Genomic DNA, 16,206 nt, shown 5'->3' with positions numbered 1-16,206 from the left:
ATGCCGAAACGCAGGATCATCATTCCGCCCGGGATGGAGGCGCTGTGGAAGCTGCATCGCTACGCGCCAGGCGTGCTGGTGGATGACACGCTTTACATCGCCGGCATGGTGGGGCGCCGCGCCAACATGAGTGTCGTGGAGGAGCCACGCGCGCAATACGTCCAGGCGCTCGAGAATGTCGGGCTGGTGCTCGCCGCGGCAGGTGCGGGCTTCACCGACATCGTCGAGATGGAGACCTGGTTCCTCGACTTCCCCGGCGCGCTGGCCGTGTTCCGCGAGGTGAAGGACGAGTACTTCAAGGCCCCGCCCTACCCGACATGGACGGGCTTCGGCGTCGCTGCCTTCTCAACGCCCGGCATCGTCTGCGAGATCAAGTGCACTGCCGTGCTGAACCTCACCGATGGCTGACCACCTCGCCCTCCTCCGCATGATGCTGCGCGTCCGCCGCTTCGACGAGCGCGTGATCGCGTTGTTCCGCGACGGCATCGTGAAGGGAACGGCGCATTCCTGCGTGGGCCAGGAGGCGATCGCCGCTGCCTCCTGCGCGCACCTGACCGACGAGGACTGGATCCTCACGCATCACCGCGGCCACGGCCACACCATCGCCAAGGGCGCGTCGATGGAGCGGATGATGGCAGAGCTGATGGGCCGCGCCACGGGCTATTGCGGCGGTCTCGGTGGCTCGATGCACATCGCCGATCTCTCCCTCGGCATCCTCGGCGCGAACGGCGTGGTCGGTGCCGGGCCTGGGCTTGCCTGCGGTGCCGCCCTCGCCTCGCTGCTCGCTGGCGGCAGCATCGGCATCGTCTTCTTCGGCGATGGGGCGGCGAACGAGGGCGTGGTGCACGAGGCGATGAATGTCGCCGCGCTGTGGCGCCTGCCGCTGATCTTCCTCTGCGAGAACAATCTCTACGGCCTCTCGACATCGCAGGCCGAGAGCACCGCTGGCCCGGGCCTTGCCGCCCGCGCGGGCGTGTACGGCATGCACGGCGTCACGGTCGATGGCAACGACGCCGTCGCGCTCCATGCTACCGTTGGCAAGGCCGCAGCACGCGCACGCGGCGGCGATGGGCCAAGCTTCATCGAGGCGCGCACCTGGCGATGGGGTGACCATTCGATGCGTGCCAACCTTCCCGCCTACCGGGCGGAGGAGGAGGAACGCGAGGGCCGCGCGCGCGACCCGATCGCCCGGCTCGAGGCCACGATCCTTGCCGCCGGCCTCGCCGATGCTGCCTCGCTCGCGACACTCCGTGCAGCGGTGGACGCCGAGATCGAACAGGCCGTCACTGCCGCCCGCGCGGCGCCAGAGCCTGAATGGGAAACGATGGCGCCAGCCGTCGCGCCGCCCCTGCCGGCTTCGCCCAACCCGCCGCCGCCTGGAGAACGCGAGATCTCCTATGTCGAGGCGATCAACGAGGCCTTGCACGAGGCGATGACGGAGAATGAGCGCGTGCTGCTGATCGGCGAGGATGTCGGCCGCATCGGTGGGATCTTCGGCTGCTCGCGCGGGCTGCGTGATCGTTTCGGCCCGGCGCGGGTGCGCGATACGCCGATCAGCGAACAGGCGATCGGCGGGCTGGCCGTCGGTGCTGCGCTGCGCGGCTACCGCCCCGTGGCGGAGGTGCAGATCTTCGACTTCGTGACGCTGATGATGGACATGATCGTCAACCAGGCGGCCAAGGCGCGGTTCATGCTCGGCGGGGCACCGACGGTGCCGATCGTGATCCGCGGGCCGCAGGGCGGCGGCATCCGGCTCGCGGCGCAGCACAGTCAGTGCCTGGAGGCCTGGTTCGCGCATGTGCCCGGCCTCGTCGTCGTTGCCCCCGCCACGCCGTATGACGCGAAGGGCCTGCTGATGAGCGCGATCCGCCATGACGGGCCGGTCGTGTTCTGCGAGCACAAGCTGCTCTATGTCGAGGGGCGCGGTCCCGTGCCCGAGGGCGCCTACGCGCTGCCGCTCGGCCGCGCCGACATCAAGCGGCCCGGGCGAGACATCACCATCGTCGCCATCCAGGCGATGGTGCCGCGCGCGCTCGCGGCCGCCCGCACGCTTGCGCGCGAGGGCATTGAGGCCGAGGTGATCGACCCGCGCACGATCCGGCCGCTGGATATCGAAACGATCGCCGCTTCCGTGCGGCGGACCAGTCGCTGCCTCATCGTCCACGAGGCCTGCATCACGGGCGGCATCGGGGCCGAGATTTCCGCCCGCGTGCAGGAGGAGTGCTTCGACTGGCTCGATGCGCCCGTCACCCGGCTCGGCAACCCCGACCTGCCGATCCCCTACAACGACACGCTGGAGCGCGCCGTGATCCCCGACGCTGCGCGCATCGTGGCCGCGGTACGAACGCTCGCCGGACGCCATGCGCCGGCGTAGCTTCGCAGCCCTTCTCGCCGGAAAGGGCCCAGTTCTCGGCACCTGGCTGCAGATCCCGCACCCGGAAACTGCCGAGATCATCGCGGCCGGCGGCTTCGACTATGCCATCGTCGACCTCGAGCATGGTCATTTCGGGCTCGAACGCGCGGTCGATCTCCTGCGTGGCTGCGATGCGGCTGGGTTGGCGCCGCTCGCCCGCGTGCGCAGCATTGACGCCATCGCGCCGGTACTCGATGCCGGGGCCGTCGCGGTCGTCGTGCCGGGCGTGGCGAGTGCCGCGATGGCACGCGATGCTGTCGCCGCAACGCGCTATGCGCCGGCGGGCACGCGCGGTGCCTGCCCTTGCGTCCGCGCGGGCGATCACTTCATCCGTGACTGGAAACGGTTCGAGACCGCGACGGAAGCCGGCTGCATCGCCCTCGTCGAGAGTGGCGATGGCATCGCGGCAATCGAGGAGATCGTCGCCGTTCCGGGCCTCACGGCCGTGATGGCCGGTCCGTTCGACCTTGCCGTCTCGCTCGGCCATCGCGGTGACTGGCGCCACCCGGCGGTGCAGCGCGGCCTTGACCGTCTGATCGCGGCGGCGGAGGCCGTTTCACTGCCGGTCATCCTGCCCGTGTTCGACCCGGACCCCGTCGCCGGTGCGGCGCAGATCGCGGCGTGGCGTGCACGCGGCATCCGCGTCTTCACCATCGGCACCGACAAGATCCTGCTGGCCGATGCCGCCTCACGCTGGGCCGGCCTCGCGCGCTAGCGCCGGGCGATGGCGCGGGCGAGCGCCGCTGCGGCGAGGTCGATTTCCGCCTCACACACCGTCAGCGGTGGCGACAGGCCGAAGCCGGAGGAACCCTTCGCCGTGGCGGAGATCCCCTCCTCCCACGCAGCCTCGGCGAAGGCGTCAGCCGCGCCTTGCCACGGCGCAGGAAGGGGCAGCACGCGGAGAAGCCCGAGGCCGCGCGGCCGCAGCCCAGTGGCGGCCTCGACTCGTACAGCCAGGCGGTCACCCATCACCGCGGCCCGCGACACGAGGCCCTCATCGGCAATGATGCGCAGCGTCTCGAGTGCCGCGCGGCAGGTGAGCGGGTTCTTCTCGTGCGTGTAGTGGCCGAGTGCAAGTTCGGGGGCGATGTCCATCTCTGCATCGGCGATCACCGCAGCGATCGGCACCACGCCGCCGCCAAGTGCCTTGCCGAGCACCACGGCGTCAGGAACGGCACCGAAATGTTCGAAGGCGAAGAAGCGGCCGGTCTTGCCAAGTCCGCTCGGGATCTCGTCGAAGATCAGCTTCGTTCCGGCCTCGGTGCATAGCCGACGGATCTCGGGCCAAAGGCCATCGGGCGGGACGTGGCAGGATGAGCGCATCGGCTCCGCCACCACGGCAGCGATGCCACCGCCGGCAAGGTGCGCGCGGGTCTCGGCGATCATGCGGTCAGCGTCGACCCAGTAGGGGGTGACGTGGCGACGACCCGGCAGCAAGGGGCCGAGCCGCGCATCATGCGCAGAGGCAGCGAGGCCGAGGGCAGCGAATCCATCGCCATGATAGCTGCCCTCGATCGAGACCGTCTCGAACCGCCCCGTTGCGACCCGCGCGAGCTTGAGCGCGATCTCGATCGCGTCCGATCCGCCTGTCGCGAACAGCACGCGCGCGGGCGGGCCCGGCCAGTGCGACAGCAGCGCCTCGGCCAACAGCACGGCCTGCTCGTTCGTGTAGCGACGCGGGCAGAAGGGCAGGGTCTCGAGCTGCTCCTTCAGCGCAGCGATCAGCCGCGGATGGGCGTGGCCGATATGGTGAACGGTGTTGCCGTGGAAATCGAGCATGCGGCGGCCATCGGCATCCTCAATCCAGGTTCCCCCGACATGCCGCAGCGCGGAGAGGCACGGCGTCGAGCCGCGCTGGCGGAAGAACGTCGCGGCATCGCGCGCGACCAGGGCTGCCGCATCGCTCATCGGATTCCTCCAAGCCGGATGCGGTCGCGCCGGTCGAGCCACCAGATGCCCGTCATCGCGATGCCGGCAAGTGCCAGGATCACCACGCTCTTGGCTGCAGCACCACCGAAATCGCTGCCGGTGGCGTGGTTGAAGATGGCGACGGAGGCGAGCTTGTGTGTGCCGCTGACGAGGAAGATGACGGAGGAGAGCGTGGTCATCCCATCGACGAACACGTAGAGCATGCCGAGCAGCAGCGCGGGCCGAAGCAACGGCAGCGTCACGCTCAGGAAGCGGCGAACGATGCCGGCGCCAAGCCCTTCCGCCGCTTCCTCGATCGCCGGGTCTGCGCGCTGGAGCGCCGCGCGCCCCGCCAGCACGCCGACGAACATGTTCCCGAACAGGATGTTGAGCACGAGGATCGACGACGTGCCGGTGAGCGACAGTGCCTCGATGCCGAAAGGAAGGTTGAAGGCGAGGATGTAGCCGATGCCGAAGATCAGGCCGGGCAGCACGGCAGGCAGAAGTGCTGTGAACGCCAGCGCCTCGCCACCGGGCGGGCGGACGCGTTCGAGCACAAAGGCAAGCAGCACGCCAGCGAGCCCGCCCAGCGGTGCGGCGATGAGCGCGACGGCCAGGCTCTGCCACACCAGTCCGACGCCGCGATCGCTGCTGCCATAGCCCGTGCCGCCATGGCCGACAGCGACGCCCTCCGTCGTGAAGTGGCCGAGCGTGAAGTTCCAGTCGACACCCCAGATCCGAGTGACGGCGCCAAGCGCGATCGTTGCGTAGACGAGCAGGATCGTCACGCAGACGCCGGCAGCGACGGCCGAGAGCGCGACGCGCCAGCTGCGTGGCAGTGCTGCTTCCGATGCCGCACCGGGGACAGTGTCGAAGCGCCGCCCTCGCCCAAGACGCTCGAGCGCAAGGTGGAGCAGAAGACCAGGTGCGAGCAGCCAGACGGCGAGCGCTGCGGCAAGCCCCGTGTTACGGAATGCCGTCATCTCGTCGTAGATCACGGCCGCAATCACCGGCACGTCACGGCCCGCGAGCAGCAGCGGGTTGCCGAAATCCGTCAGGCTTAGGATGAACACGAGCACGAGCGCGCGCTTGAGGCCTGGCCAAGCGAGCGGCAGCGTCACCTCGCGGAACGCGCGAAGCCGCGACGCGCCGAGGATCGCCGCGGCTTCGTCCAGGCGCCCGTCCTGGCGCCGCAGCGTGTTGTCGAGAACGATGAACGCTGCAGGCACGAAGGAGAGAACCTGGGCGAGCAGGATGCCGGCGAAGCCATAGATGTTCGTCACGTCGGCATCGATCAGGCCGAGCTGTCGTTCGAGCAGCGCGTCAGTCACGAGCCCGCGCCTCCCGAACAGCATCACTACGGCGGTCGCGACCAGCACAGGGGGCGCGACGAGCGGCGTCAGCGTGATGGCGCGCACGATGCCGGGGCTGGACACGCCGCCTCGGTTGACGGCGAAGGCAAGCGCGAATGCAAGCAGCGTCGTTGCCACGCAGGCGAAGAGCGCGAAGGAGAGGCTGTTGAGTGCCGCCCGCCTGAGATAGGGGTCGTCGAGCGGGGCGCGGTAGTGGTCAAGGCCGATGCGCGTTTCGGTGCCTGTCCGCAGCGCGTCGAACATCTCGGGCGGCACCAGGTCACGCACCTGGAAGGCGAGGGCGACTCGCCGGTGCAGCATCACCGCGGCGATCGGGCGCACCGCCTCGACGGCCTCCCGCGACTCCGCAGCGAGCGAGGCAAGCGCAGCATCGGCTGCCGCAAGCTGCGCGTCGAACGCTGCCGTCACGTCCCAGGGCGGGGCAAGGCCGGCGAGCCGGAAGGCGGCAGCGATCGCCTCCGCCCGCTCCCGATCCCCACGCAGCACCGACCATCGCGCCATGTTCTCAGCCCGCCGCTCCTCCGGCAGCACGGCGAGCGCCTGTTCGGTGAGCGCGCGCAGCCGCCACTGCGGCATCGCGCCGTCGATCACGAAGCCGCGCACGAGAACGGTGGCGATCGGCCAGGCGATGAACAGCACGAGCGGCAGCGTAACGCCGAGGGCAAGCGCGATGCCTGGCAGGCGGCGCCGCAGGCTCATCCGCGCAGGATGGCCGGCGCTGCGGCGGGCGAGAGGGCAAGCGCATCGCCGACCCGTACCGAGGCAAGGCGGGAGGGAAGATCAGCGACGACGACGACACCCGATGCGAGCCTGACCGAGACGCGCAGTGCCGCGCCTAGAAATCGCGACTGCTCGACGACGCCACGGAGCGAGGCGCCACCATTCGCCAGGGCGAGCTCCTCCGGCCTCACGACAAGCGTGCAGGCGCCATCCGCGAGCCCGCGTTCCGCTGGCCACGCGATGCCTTCGGCCTCCGGCACGCCGCCGGAGATGGTTCCGTCGATCAGTGTTCCGGTGCCGACGAAGCCCGCGACGAAACGGCTCGCTGGCCGCAGATAGATCGAGGATGGCGGCCCCTCCTGCTCGATCCTTCCCTCGCGCATCACCACGACACGGTCGGAGATCGCGAGCGCCTCCTCCTGGTCATGCGTGACGTAGAGCGCGGTGATGCCGAGGCGATCGGTCAATGCGCGGATCTCATCGCGCAGGCGAAGCCTGATGGCCGCATCGAGGGCGGCGAGCGGTTCATCGAGCAGCAGCACGCGCGGCCGCGCGGCAATCGCCCGCGCAAGTGCGACGCGCTGCTGCTGGCCACCGGAAAGCTCGTGCGGATAGCGCGCAAGCAGCGCCTCGAGCGAGACCATCGCCGCGACCTCGCGCACACGATCGGCGATCGCCGCCCTGCGTTCGCCGGTGATGGCGAGCGCGAAGCCGATATTCTCGGCCACCGTCTTTGTCGGAAACAGCGCGTAGGACTGGAACACGAAGCCCATGCCGCGCTTGCCCGGCGGCGCATCGGTCGCGTCGACGCCGTCGATCAGCACGCGGCCGCCATCGGGCGCGACGAAGCCGGCAGCGATCCGCAGCAGCGTCGTCTTGCCGCAGCCCGACGCGCCAAGAAGCGTGACAAACTCGCCTGGCGCGATCGAGAGCGAGATGCCGTCGACTGCGCGTGCCGGCCCGAACGCCTTGGTGACGACCTCGAACCGCAGCCGATCCGATCGTGAAGCAGTGATCCCGCGCGTGCTCAGCGCTGGAACCGTTCGGCGAAGGTGCGGCGGAAGGCCGCTGCATCGACCGGGCGGCGCATCGTCCAGAGCGAGACGCTGTTGAGGTCAACCAGGCCATGCCCCGCATGCGCGGTTGCCCCGACCAGCCGGCCAAGCACGCGGGCCGCATCCACGCTCGCCATGAAATCCAGGAACAGCTTCGCCTCGGCGGGGTTGCGCGCCCCGGCCACGAGCCCGCCGCCTTCCATCACGTTGGGCGTGATGCGGCCATAGACGATCTCGACAGGTCGCCCAGCTGATTTCAGGCTGTGGCAGGTGGTGTCGAAGGTGAGGCCGATCGCAACCTCGCCGGCCGCCGCCATCTGCGCACCACCCGAGCCGCCGTCGGAATACTGCCGCACGTTCTGGTGCAGGTTCTCGACGAAATTCCAGCCGAACGCATCGACGAAGGTTGTGAGGATGCCCACCCCCGTGCCGGAGCGCAGCGGCGAGGGCAGCGAGATCTCGCCCTTGTAGACAGGGCGGATCAGGTCCTCCCACGCGACAGGCATGGGCAGCTTGCGCGCGGCAAGACGCTCGGTGTTCACCACCATGCACATCGTCGTCGCGAAGTGCAGCACGAAGAAATCGTCGGCGTCGCGGAACTGCTCGGGAAGCTCGGCGCCACGCGGGCGATAGGGCTCGAACACGCCTGCGGTCTTCAGCTGCTCGAGGGCCACGTTGTTCACGAGGTAGATCACGTCCGCCTGCGGCCGTGCCCGCTCGGCAATCGCACGTTCCGCGATCGGGCCAGTCGAGCCCGAGACGAAACGGACGTTGATGTCGGGATGGCGCTCGCGGAAGGCAGCAACGAGTGGTGTGTTCACGCTGTCGGACGCATTGTAGATGACGAGCTCACGTGCGGTGGCCGGCTGTGCCAGGGCAAGTGTCGCGGCAGCGGCAAGGCACAGCGACAGAACGCGCAACGTCCGCATGCGAAACTCTCCCTCGGTCATGGCCGGGCTGATGCCCTTTTGCCGGTGATCAACGCTAGCAGGTGCATCTTGCGTTGCGATGGCGGTTCAGTGTCAGTCGCGTGACAGAACGCCTCTGCGCGATGATGCGCCTCACAGCCACTGCATGACCCGTCGCCAAATCCCGATGACGCGACCGACATGTCGGGACGATCAGCGCGCGACGCTGCGTCCGTTGATTGGTGCGGAGACGCGACGGTCTCTGTCAGGCGTCGGCACGGCGCCGATCACGGTCTCGACCCCATAGGCCTCGCCCAACAACGACGCGGTGATCAGACGCTCCGGCCGATCGGGGCCCGTCAGGCGGCCGCGATGCAGCATCGCCGCTGCATCGCCGACAAGGAACGCATGGTCGGGGTGATGCGTCGTCATCAGCACGCCAAGCCCGTCACGCTCGGCGAGCAGGCGTACTTGGCGCAGCACCAGCGTCTGGTTGCCGAGATCGAGGCGCGTCGTCGGCTGGTCCATGACCAGCGCGACGGTCTGCTGCGCCAGCGCGCGGGCGATCAGCACCAGCTGCCGCTCCCCGCCCAGCAGGCAGAGCACGCTGCCCGCGGCAACGCTGAAACCGATCCCCTCAGCAACGATGCGCCGCCCATGACCAACGCCGAGGCCGCGCGCCTCGATCAGCGTACTCATGCCGCCGTCCCCCGGCGTGCACGCGCGAGCAGCCACAGGAACAGCGGCGTGCCGAGCGCGGTGGTGAGGATGCCGAGCGGGATCTCCACCCGCGCCGCCGTTCGCGCGACCGTATCGACCGCGAGCAGGAACGCGGCCCCGAGCAGCATCGAGAGCGGCCCCTCAGCACCGGCGATCGCGGTGACGGAGGCGGTGGCCAGCGTCGCGCCGATGATCGCTGCCGCGCGCAGCAGCGTCGTGTTCACGCCAAGCGCGCGCGCCTCATCCTCGCCGAGCGTCAGCAGGTCCAGCCGCCAGCGCACAAGGAACAGCAGCGCGAGCGCTGCCAGCGCCGGCAGCGCCGCGACCAGCAGGTGACCCCGCGTGGTACCCGACAGCGCACCCAGCAGCCGGAAGGTGATGGCGGGCAGCTGGTTGTACGGATCGGCGAGGATCTGCAGCAGGCTGATCACGGCTGGATCCTCCGGGGCCGAGGACCCAGAACTCGTTCGATCCGAACAGCGCGCGGCCTGTGGCCCATCCATCGGCGACAGCGCGGCGCTCGGCTTGCGGGGCGTGGGCGAGGATGATGTCGACGCGCCGCGCACGCGGATGCTCCATCGCCGCGCCGGAGCCGGCGAAGAACCACGCCATCTGCGCGTCATTCGCCGCGGTGAACCGCTCGGCGAGCGCCTGGAGGAGGCCGAGCTCGCCAGGAGAGCCAGGGAGAAGCGCTAGCTGCCGCTGCTCCAGGCGGACGTGGACTGCGGTGCGCCCCCGGCCGGCTGGGCCATCGCCTGGCCGAGCACCGCGGGCACTGCGGCCGCGCCGGCCGCGGCCGTCACGAACGCCCGCCGCCTCACGACACCGGCTCGGCGTCGGCGGCGTTGGGGAAGAACAACTGCTCGCCGCCGATCTTGAACCCGGCAATCGCCTGCTGCCCCGGGGTAGAGAGCAGCCAATCGATGAAGCGCTGGCCATCGGCCGCCTTCACGTGCGGGTGCTTCTCGGGGTTCACCAGCATCAAGCCGTATTGGTTGAACAGCCGTGCATCACCCTCGACGGCGATGCGCAGGTCCTGGCGGTTGCGGAACGAGAGCCAGGTGCCGCGATCGGTCAGGATGTAGGCGTTCTGCGCAGCCGCCGTGTTCAGCGCAGGCCCCATGCCCTGCCCGACTTCGCGATACCACTGCCCGCGCCCTGCCAGCGGGTCGACGCCCGCTGCCTGCCAAAGCCGAAGCTCCGCCGCATGCGTGCCCGAGCGGTCGCCACGGCTAACGAACGGCGCCTTCGCGGCGGCGATGCCCCGCAGGGCCGCGAGCGTGTCACGCCCGCCACTGACGCGCGCAGGATCGGCGGCGGGGCCCACAACAACGAAGTCGTTGTACATCACGTGCCGCCGCTCGCGCCCGAAGCCTTCCGAGACGAAGCGCTGCTCCGCCGCGCGGTCATGCACGAACACCACATCGGCATCGCCACGGCGGCCGACATCGAGTGCCTGGCCGGTGCCGAGTGCGACAACGCGCACCGTGATGCCCGTCTCGCGCGTGAAGATCGGCAGGATGTGGCCGAACAAGCCCGACTGCTCGGTGCTCGTCGTACTCGCCACGGTGATGGAGCGTTCCTGCGCGAGCGTCGGCAATGCAAGCAGGGCAAAAGCTGCTCCAAGTGCCGTTCGGCGCATGATCGTGATCATCGGAACAGCTCGTTCGTGGTGTGTGTGCAGTTGCGTCACCACAGCAGCTCGCCACGCAGGAATGACGTGGCTTCCGCGCTTGCTGGTGCTGCGAAGAACTGGGCGGCAGGCGTGTGCTCGCGCACCCGGCCGCGGTGGAGGAAGACGACATCGCCGGCCAGCCGGCGCACCTGGCCGAGGTCGTGCGTCGTCATCACGATCTTCGTGCCGCGGCCGGCGAGGGTGGCGACGATCTCCTCGACCGCCCGCGTCGCAGCCGGGTCGAGGCTTGCGCAGGGCTCGTCGAGGAACAGGATCTCGGGGCCGAGGGCGGCTGCGCGGGCGAGCGCGAGCCGCTGCTGCTCACCGCCCGACAGCCGCCGCGCGGGGCGATCGGCGAGCGCGGCGAGGCCGACGAGGGACAGCGCCGCGCGCGCACGCATCTCGCTTTCGTCCCCAGCAATTCGGGCGAGCCTGAGCGGGTAGAGCGTGTTGGCGAGCACACTGCGGCGAAGCAGCACGGGGCGCTGGAACACCATTGCCTGGCGCCGTTCCGGGTTGGGCGCCGGACCATCCCACGCCACGCAGCCAGCGCTCGGCGCGAGAAGCCCGTGCAGCAGGCGCAGCAGCACGCTCTTGCCCGCACCATTTGGGCCGATCACGAGCGTGGGCGCGCCTGCTTCGATCGTGAGATCGACATCCGCGAGGATCGGCACGCCGCCAGCGGTGAAGCCGAGGCCATCGGTGCGCAGCGGCAGGATGGTGTCGGGCGCGCGCATCAGCCCGTCCAGCGCCCGGCGGCGTCGCGAAGCCCCTGCGCCAGCACGTTCACCGCGACAACGATCAGCATCAGGATCATGCCGAGCGCGAGCGCGAGCGGCAGGTCGCCCTTGCTCGTCTCGAGCGCGATCGCGGTCGTCATCACGCGGGTGAAGCCCTCGATGTTGCCGCCGACGATCATCACGGCCCCCACTTCTGCACTCGCGCGGCCGAAGCCGGCGAGCAGCACGGTGAGCAGGGCGAAGCGCCCGTCCCACAGCAGCGTCGGCACCGCACGCGCAGCACTCGCGCCGAAGGAGCGGAGTTGCTCGGCGTACTCGTCCCACAGGCCCTCGAGCACCTGACGCGTGAGGGCGGCGAGGATCGGGGTGATCAGCACGGCTTGCGCAATCACCATTGCCGTCGGTGTGAACAGCAGGCCGAGCGGCCCGAGTGGGCCGGAGCGCGAGAGCAGCAGGTAGATCAGCAGCCCGGCGACCACCGGCGGCAGGCCCATGAGCGCGTTCAGCACGACGACAATCACCCGCCGCCCAGGAAACCGCGTGACGGCAAGCAGCGCACCGAGCGGCAAGCCGACAAGTGCAGCAACCATGAGCGCCGTCAGGCTGACGCGAAGCGACAACAGCACGATCTGCGCGACCGACCTGTCGCCGGCAGCGATCAGGGCAAGCGCGGTCGCAAAGGCAGAAGCAAGATCCTGCACGTATCCTCCCGGGGGATGCTTGAAAGCTGATGATGGAGAGATATGCCGTCAAGCAGCGCTGGGCTTGACGGCACGACATCATTTGCCGGATTTTGCCAGTCTATGCCGGATGTCTTGACCCTGAAGGAGGCCGCCGCCTTCCTCCGCCTGTCGGAGCGCTCGCTCTACGCCTTCGCGCGTGAGCGGCGCGTGCCAGCAGCACAGATCGGCGGCAAATGGATATTCCCACGCGCGCGGCTCGAACGTTGGCTTGCCGGGCAGGCCGACACTGCCGCGACCGGCAGCGGCGGCGCCGCCCCGCCCATCATCGCCGGCAGCCACGACCCGTTGCTCGACTGGGCGGTTCGGCAATCAGGCTGCGGCCTCGCGCTGCGCGCCGGTGGCAGCCTCGAAGGGCTATCGGTGCTGGCAGACAGCGGCGCGGTGGCTGCCGCCGTGCATCTGCTCGACGCCGATACCGCAACCTTCAACGAGCAGGCAGCGCGCGAGATGCTGCCAGGCCGCGCGATCGTCGGCATCGTCTGGGCCTGGCGGGACCAGGGACTGATCGTTCCCCAAGGCAATCCGCTCGGGCTTACCGGCGTGGCGGACCTGGCGAGCCCGAAGCTCCACGTCATCGGCCGACAGAATCGCGCGGGCAGCCACCTGCTGCTCGTTCACCTGCTGGCGGAAGCCGGCATCAGGCTCGAACAGGTGCGGCTCCTGCCCGAGCCCGCCCTGGCGGAGGACGAGGTGGCCGCCGCCGTGGTAGATGGCCGGGCGGATGCCGGGTTCGGCATCCGCGCGGAGGCGGACCAGCGGGGCCTGGGCTTCGTGCCATTGATCCGTGAACGGTTCGATCTTGTCATGGAACGGCGGCACTATTTCGAGCCGCCGCTGCAGGCGCTGCTGCGCTTCGTGCAGGGCGCGCAGCACAAGGCCCGGGCAGCCCGCCTCGGCGGCTACGACGTCTCCGCTGTAGGCACTGTCGCGTTCAACCTCTGATCGAGAGCGCGGCGATGTCGGGCAGCGGGCGCGCGAGCGCTGGCGTGTCGGCGAAGAGCTGCTCGAGCGCGAGGGCGGCATCTAGCGTGAACCCATCGCGCCCGCGTGGGCCGACGATCTGCAGCCCGAACGGCATGCCGGCCTCGTCACGCCCGCAGGGGATGCAGATGGCCGGGTGCCCCGTCATCGAGATGCCGTAAGTGATGCCCGAGGTGTCGAAATAGCCTGTGAGCGGAATGCCCTCCATCTCCGTCGGGAATGGCAGCTCCTTCGGAAAGGGCGTCAGCGCCTGGCACGGCAGCAGCAACAGGTCATGCCGCTCGAAGAAGCCCTGGAAGGCACGGTAGACGCGCGTCTGCTCGGCGTTGGCGGCGGCGAGGTCGGCGAGCGTGTAGCGCAGCCCCTCCTCATAGTTGCTGCGCGTATTGCGGCCGAGCAGGGCCGGATCGCGCTCGTAATACTGGCGGAACGATGCAAGGAAGTTGGTGCAGCGGATCACGCGGTAGGCACGCTCGATCCCAGCCATGTCGGGGTTCTCCGCCTCGCAGCGCGCGACGCTTCCCGCGATCGCCGCCATCCGGCCCTCGAACACGCGGCGGATGCTGGGCGCGATCGGCGCGAAGCCGAGATCGACCGAGAAGGCAACGCGGAGCGACGAGAGATCCACCGGCCGACGCAGCGTCAATGCCTCGGGCGAGAGCAGCGGGTTGGCCATCGGGTCGCGACTGTCGGTGCCGGCCATCGCGCCGAGCAGCAGCGCCGTGTCCGCCACGTCGCGCCCCATCGGCCCCTGCACGGAGAGAACCGACAAACCCTGCCGCCGCTTCTCCGACGGCACGAGCCCGGGCGTGGGCCGGAAGCCGACGACGCCCGACCATGCGGCGGGCTTCCGCAGTGACCCGCCGGTGTCGGAGCCGGTGCAGAGCGGCAGCATCGAGGCAGCCAGCGCCACGCCCGAACCGCCGCTCGAGCCGGCACAGGAGAGGGCGGGGTCGAACGCGTTCCCCGTCGCGCCATAGACGTCGTTGATCGTGTTGCCGCCGGTGCCGAACTCGGGCGTGTTCGTCTTGGCGACGACGATCGCTCCCGCCTGCTTCAGCGCCGCGATCACGCGCTCGTCCCGCGCCGGCACATGCTCGGCGAACATCGGCGAGCCGTAGGTCGTGCGAAGCCCCTCGGTGTCGTTCAGGTCCTTGATGCCGACGGGAAGGCCATGCAGGGGCCCGAGCGCCTCGCCCCGCATCACCTTCGCCTCCGCCCCGCGCGCGAGCGCGCGGCCACGGTCGAAATCGGTCGCGACGATGGCGTTGACGGCAGGGTTCACCGCCTCGATCCGCGCGATGCAGCTCTCCAGCAGCTCGACCGGCGAGATCCGCCGCGCGCCAATCAGCCGCCGCAGCGTGACGGCCGGCAGATCACAGAGCGCGCTCACCGTGCCGGCCGCACGGCCATCGCCAGCGTCGCCTGGTTCGCCTGTGGAACGTAGGTGAGAGCCGGCGTGGTCGCCCAGGTCGAGACCCAGAACACCAGCGGCAGGATCGCCTTGTCGTTCACCACCGTGGCCATGATGTCCTGCAGGATGGCGCGGCGCTTGTCCTCGTCGACCGTGACGAGGGCGCGCCTGATCGCGGCATCGACCTCGGGGTTCGAGTAGCGGCCGCGGTTGGAGCCGCCGAAGGCACCGCCGCGCGTGTGCACGATGCCGACGAAGGTGCCGAGCGCCTCGCCCGTTCCCGCCCCCCAGCTGTGCAGCATGTGGGAGAGCTCGTTGCGCGCGGTGCGGCCGCTATAGACCGTGTGCGGCATCGCATCGACCTGCACCTGGATGCCGATGCGCCCCCACATCTGCGCGATCACCTGCACCGTGCGCACGGCGTTGATGATGCGGTCGTTCGAGGTATGGAGCACCAGGCGGAAGCCGTTCGGGTAGCCCGCCTCGGCAAGCAGCCCGCGCGCGGCGGCGAGATCGGGCGTCTCCGGCCTGATCGCCGGGTTGTAGCCGAAGAACGTCTCGGGCACGAGCTGGTTGGCGCGGATCGCCTCGCCCTCGTTGACGCGGTCGACGATGATGTCACGGTCGATCGCGAGCGAGAGCGCTTGGCGCACGCGGATGTCGCGCATCGGGTTGGTGGGAAGCGGGTTGCCCTCCTTGTCGGAGATGTTGCCCGCGATCGGCACCACGTTGTGTACGTCGACGGACAGGAACGTCATGCGGTTCGACACGCCGGACCAGAGGCGGACGTTCGGCCGTTGCTTCAGCCGCGCCATGTCGGTCGTCGGCACGTCGGAGATGAGGTCGACATCGCCGGCGAGCAGGGCGGCGACGCGCGACGGCCCGACGGTGATGATGCGAAAAGTCACCCGTTGCCAGGGCTCCACGCCGCCCCAGTAGGCCTCGTTGCGGGCGTAGACGATCCTGTCGTTGGGGATATGCTCGAGAAAGCGGTAGGGGCCGGTGCCGATCATCGCGCGGCCCGTCTGGTAGTCCGACGTCGTCGCCCCCTCGCCATGCTTGCGCGACACGATGGCGACAGAGCTCACGTCGATCGCGAGCAGCGGCGCCGGGCCATCGGTGTGCAGCCGGATCGTGTGCGGATCGACGATCGTCGTCGCCTTGATCTGCTTCGTGAAGGTGCCGAACGACGAGGGGCTGTTCGGCACGTTGGGCGCGCGGGACAGCGAGAAGGCGACGTCATCGGACGTGAAGGGCGTGCCATCGTGGAAGGTGACGTTGCGGCGAAGCTGGAACTCCCAGGTCGTGTCGTCGACCAGCCGCCAGGACTCGGCCAAGCCGGGCTTCAGCTGCTGGTTCGCATCCTGCGCCGTGAGCGATTCGAACACGTGGCGCGCCTGGGCGTTGTTCACGCCGTTGTTGTGGAAATGCGGATCGAGGGAGGTGGGCGCGGCGGCAAGGCCGACGCGGAGTTCCGCCGCCATTGCCGGTGAGACGATGAGCAGAAGGGCCAGCACCCAGCCGGCCAGGCGGCATCGAAAGCTCATGGCGTTCTC

15 protein-coding genes are annotated in these 16,206 nt (G+C 69.5%); 4 read left to right on the top strand and 11 right to left on the bottom strand.

From position 1 onward, the window contains the following. The 3 genes from Q0C38_RS06570 to Q0C38_RS06560 are packed head-to-tail and all read left to right on the top strand — an operon-like array spanning position 1 to position 3,128. A complete protein-coding gene (locus Q0C38_RS06570; RefSeq protein ID WP_291296271.1) occupies positions 1 to 408 on the top strand; it encodes a RidA family protein in 408 nt (135 codons plus the stop codon). Continuing rightward, positions 401 to 2,374 carry a dehydrogenase E1 component subunit alpha/beta gene (locus tag Q0C38_RS06565; RefSeq protein ID WP_291296270.1) on the top strand — a complete coding sequence of 658 codons (1,974 nt, stop codon included), beginning with the start codon at positions 401 to 403 and terminating at the stop codon, positions 2,372 to 2,374. Before Q0C38_RS06570 ends, Q0C38_RS06565 begins: the two co-directional genes overlap by 8 nt. Beyond that, positions 2,361 to 3,128 (top strand): HpcH/HpaI aldolase/citrate lyase family protein, encoded by a 768-nt coding sequence (locus tag Q0C38_RS06560; protein WP_291296269.1) that lies wholly within the window; start codon positions 2,361 to 2,363, stop codon positions 3,126 to 3,128. Before Q0C38_RS06565 ends, Q0C38_RS06560 begins: the two co-directional genes overlap by 14 nt. On the opposite strand, the gene Q0C38_RS06555 is transcribed toward Q0C38_RS06560, so the two are convergent. The 9 genes from Q0C38_RS06555 to Q0C38_RS06515 all read right to left on the bottom strand — a co-directional run bounded on the left by Q0C38_RS06555 (position 3,125) and on the right by Q0C38_RS06515 (position 12,213). Next, on the bottom strand, positions 3,125 to 4,321 hold the full coding sequence (locus Q0C38_RS06555) for an aminotransferase class III-fold pyridoxal phosphate-dependent enzyme (RefSeq protein ID WP_291296268.1): 1,197 nt from the start codon (positions 4,319 to 4,321) through the stop codon (positions 3,125 to 3,127). The genes Q0C38_RS06560 and Q0C38_RS06555 overlap by 4 nt on opposite strands. Continuing rightward, a complete protein-coding gene (locus tag Q0C38_RS06550; protein ID WP_291296267.1) occupies positions 4,318 to 6,393 on the bottom strand; it encodes an iron ABC transporter permease in 2,076 nt (691 codons plus the stop codon). The genes Q0C38_RS06555 and Q0C38_RS06550 overlap by 4 nt, the downstream gene beginning before the upstream one ends. Continuing rightward, the gene (locus Q0C38_RS06545) at positions 6,390 to 7,406 is read right to left on the bottom strand and encodes an ABC transporter ATP-binding protein (RefSeq protein WP_408870014.1); all 1,017 of its coding nucleotides are present in this window, start codon (positions 7,404 to 7,406) and stop codon (positions 6,390 to 6,392) included. The genes Q0C38_RS06550 and Q0C38_RS06545 overlap by 4 nt, the downstream gene beginning before the upstream one ends. 35 nt (positions 7,407 to 7,441) lie before the next feature. After that, positions 7,442 to 8,398, bottom strand: a complete 957-nt coding sequence (locus Q0C38_RS06540; RefSeq protein ID WP_291296266.1) for an extracellular solute-binding protein — start codon at positions 8,396 to 8,398, stop codon at positions 7,442 to 7,444. 192 nt (positions 8,399 to 8,590) lie between these two features. After that, positions 8,591 to 9,076 (bottom strand): ABC transporter ATP-binding protein, encoded by a 486-nt coding sequence (locus Q0C38_RS06535; protein WP_291296265.1) that lies wholly within the window; start codon positions 9,074 to 9,076, stop codon positions 8,591 to 8,593. Continuing rightward, positions 9,073 to 9,528 carry an iron chelate uptake ABC transporter family permease subunit gene (locus Q0C38_RS06530; RefSeq protein ID WP_291296264.1) on the bottom strand — a complete coding sequence of 152 codons (456 nt, stop codon included), beginning with the start codon at positions 9,526 to 9,528 and terminating at the stop codon, positions 9,073 to 9,075. The genes Q0C38_RS06535 and Q0C38_RS06530 overlap by 4 nt, the downstream gene beginning before the upstream one ends. Before the next feature lie 386 nt (positions 9,529 to 9,914). Continuing rightward, entirely contained in the window at positions 9,915 to 10,751 is an 837-nt protein-coding gene (locus tag Q0C38_RS06525; RefSeq protein WP_408870012.1) for a substrate-binding domain-containing protein, read from the bottom strand. A gap of 35 nt (positions 10,752 to 10,786) precedes the next feature. Next, on the bottom strand, positions 10,787 to 11,509 hold the full coding sequence (locus tag Q0C38_RS06520; protein WP_291296263.1) for an ATP-binding cassette domain-containing protein: 723 nt from the start codon (positions 11,507 to 11,509) through the stop codon (positions 10,787 to 10,789). Continuing rightward, entirely contained in the window at positions 11,509 to 12,213 is a 705-nt protein-coding gene (locus tag Q0C38_RS06515) for an ABC transporter permease (RefSeq protein WP_291296262.1), read from the bottom strand. The genes Q0C38_RS06520 and Q0C38_RS06515 overlap by 1 nt, the downstream gene beginning before the upstream one ends. Before the next feature lie 102 nt (positions 12,214 to 12,315). Here Q0C38_RS06515 and Q0C38_RS06510 point away from each other — a divergent pair, with 102 nt between their 5' ends. Next, positions 12,316 to 13,197, top strand: a complete 882-nt coding sequence (locus Q0C38_RS06510) for a helix-turn-helix transcriptional regulator (RefSeq protein ID WP_291296261.1) — start codon at positions 12,316 to 12,318, stop codon at positions 13,195 to 13,197. Here the strand turns inward: Q0C38_RS06510 and Q0C38_RS06505 are convergent. Further along, positions 13,187 to 14,629 carry an amidase gene (locus Q0C38_RS06505; RefSeq protein ID WP_291296260.1) on the bottom strand — a complete coding sequence of 481 codons (1,443 nt, stop codon included), beginning with the start codon at positions 14,627 to 14,629 and terminating at the stop codon, positions 13,187 to 13,189. The genes Q0C38_RS06510 and Q0C38_RS06505 overlap by 11 nt on opposite strands. Further along, a complete protein-coding gene (locus tag Q0C38_RS06500; RefSeq protein WP_291296259.1) occupies positions 14,626 to 16,197 on the bottom strand; it encodes an ABC transporter substrate-binding protein in 1,572 nt (523 codons plus the stop codon). The genes Q0C38_RS06505 and Q0C38_RS06500 overlap by 4 nt, the downstream gene beginning before the upstream one ends. Positions 16,198 to 16,206: the final 9 nt, after the last annotated feature.

It is taken from the genome of Elioraea sp. (genome assembly GCF_022842375.1).
Taxonomy (GTDB): Bacteria; Pseudomonadota; Alphaproteobacteria; order Acetobacterales; family Acetobacteraceae; genus Elioraea_A.
This window is presented reverse-complemented; position numbering and strand designations above follow the sequence as displayed.

Coding starts and splice junctions, on each gene's coding strand:
- Q0C38_RS06570 (WP_291296271.1), top strand. CDS start 1: ATGCCGAAACGCAGGATCATCATTCCGCCCGGGATGGAGGCGCTGTGG.
- Q0C38_RS06565 (WP_291296270.1), top strand. CDS start 401: ATGGCTGACCACCTCGCCCTCCTCCGCATGATGCTGCGCGTCCGCCGC.
- Q0C38_RS06560 (WP_291296269.1), top strand. CDS start 2,361: ATGCGCCGGCGTAGCTTCGCAGCCCTTCTCGCCGGAAAGGGCCCAGTT.
- Q0C38_RS06555 (WP_291296268.1), bottom strand. CDS start 4,321: ATGAGCGATGCGGCAGCCCTGGTCGCGCGCGATGCCGCGACGTTCTTC.
- Q0C38_RS06550 (WP_291296267.1), bottom strand. CDS start 6,393: ATGAGCCTGCGGCGCCGCCTGCCAGGCATCGCGCTTGCCCTCGGCGTT.
- Q0C38_RS06540 (WP_291296266.1), bottom strand. CDS start 8,398: ATGCGGACGTTGCGCGTTCTGTCGCTGTGCCTTGCCGCTGCCGCGACA.
- Q0C38_RS06535 (WP_291296265.1), bottom strand. CDS start 9,076: ATGAGTACGCTGATCGAGGCGCGCGGCCTCGGCGTTGGTCATGGGCGG.
- Q0C38_RS06525 (WP_408870012.1), bottom strand. CDS start 10,751: ATGATCACGATCATGCGCCGAACGGCACTTGGAGCAGCTTTTGCCCTG.
- Q0C38_RS06520 (WP_291296263.1), bottom strand. CDS start 11,509: ATGCGCGCGCCCGACACCATCCTGCCGCTGCGCACCGATGGCCTCGGC.
- Q0C38_RS06510 (WP_291296261.1), top strand. CDS start 12,316: ATGCCGGATGTCTTGACCCTGAAGGAGGCCGCCGCCTTCCTCCGCCTG.
- Q0C38_RS06500 (WP_291296259.1), bottom strand. CDS start 16,197: ATGAGCTTTCGATGCCGCCTGGCCGGCTGGGTGCTGGCCCTTCTGCTC.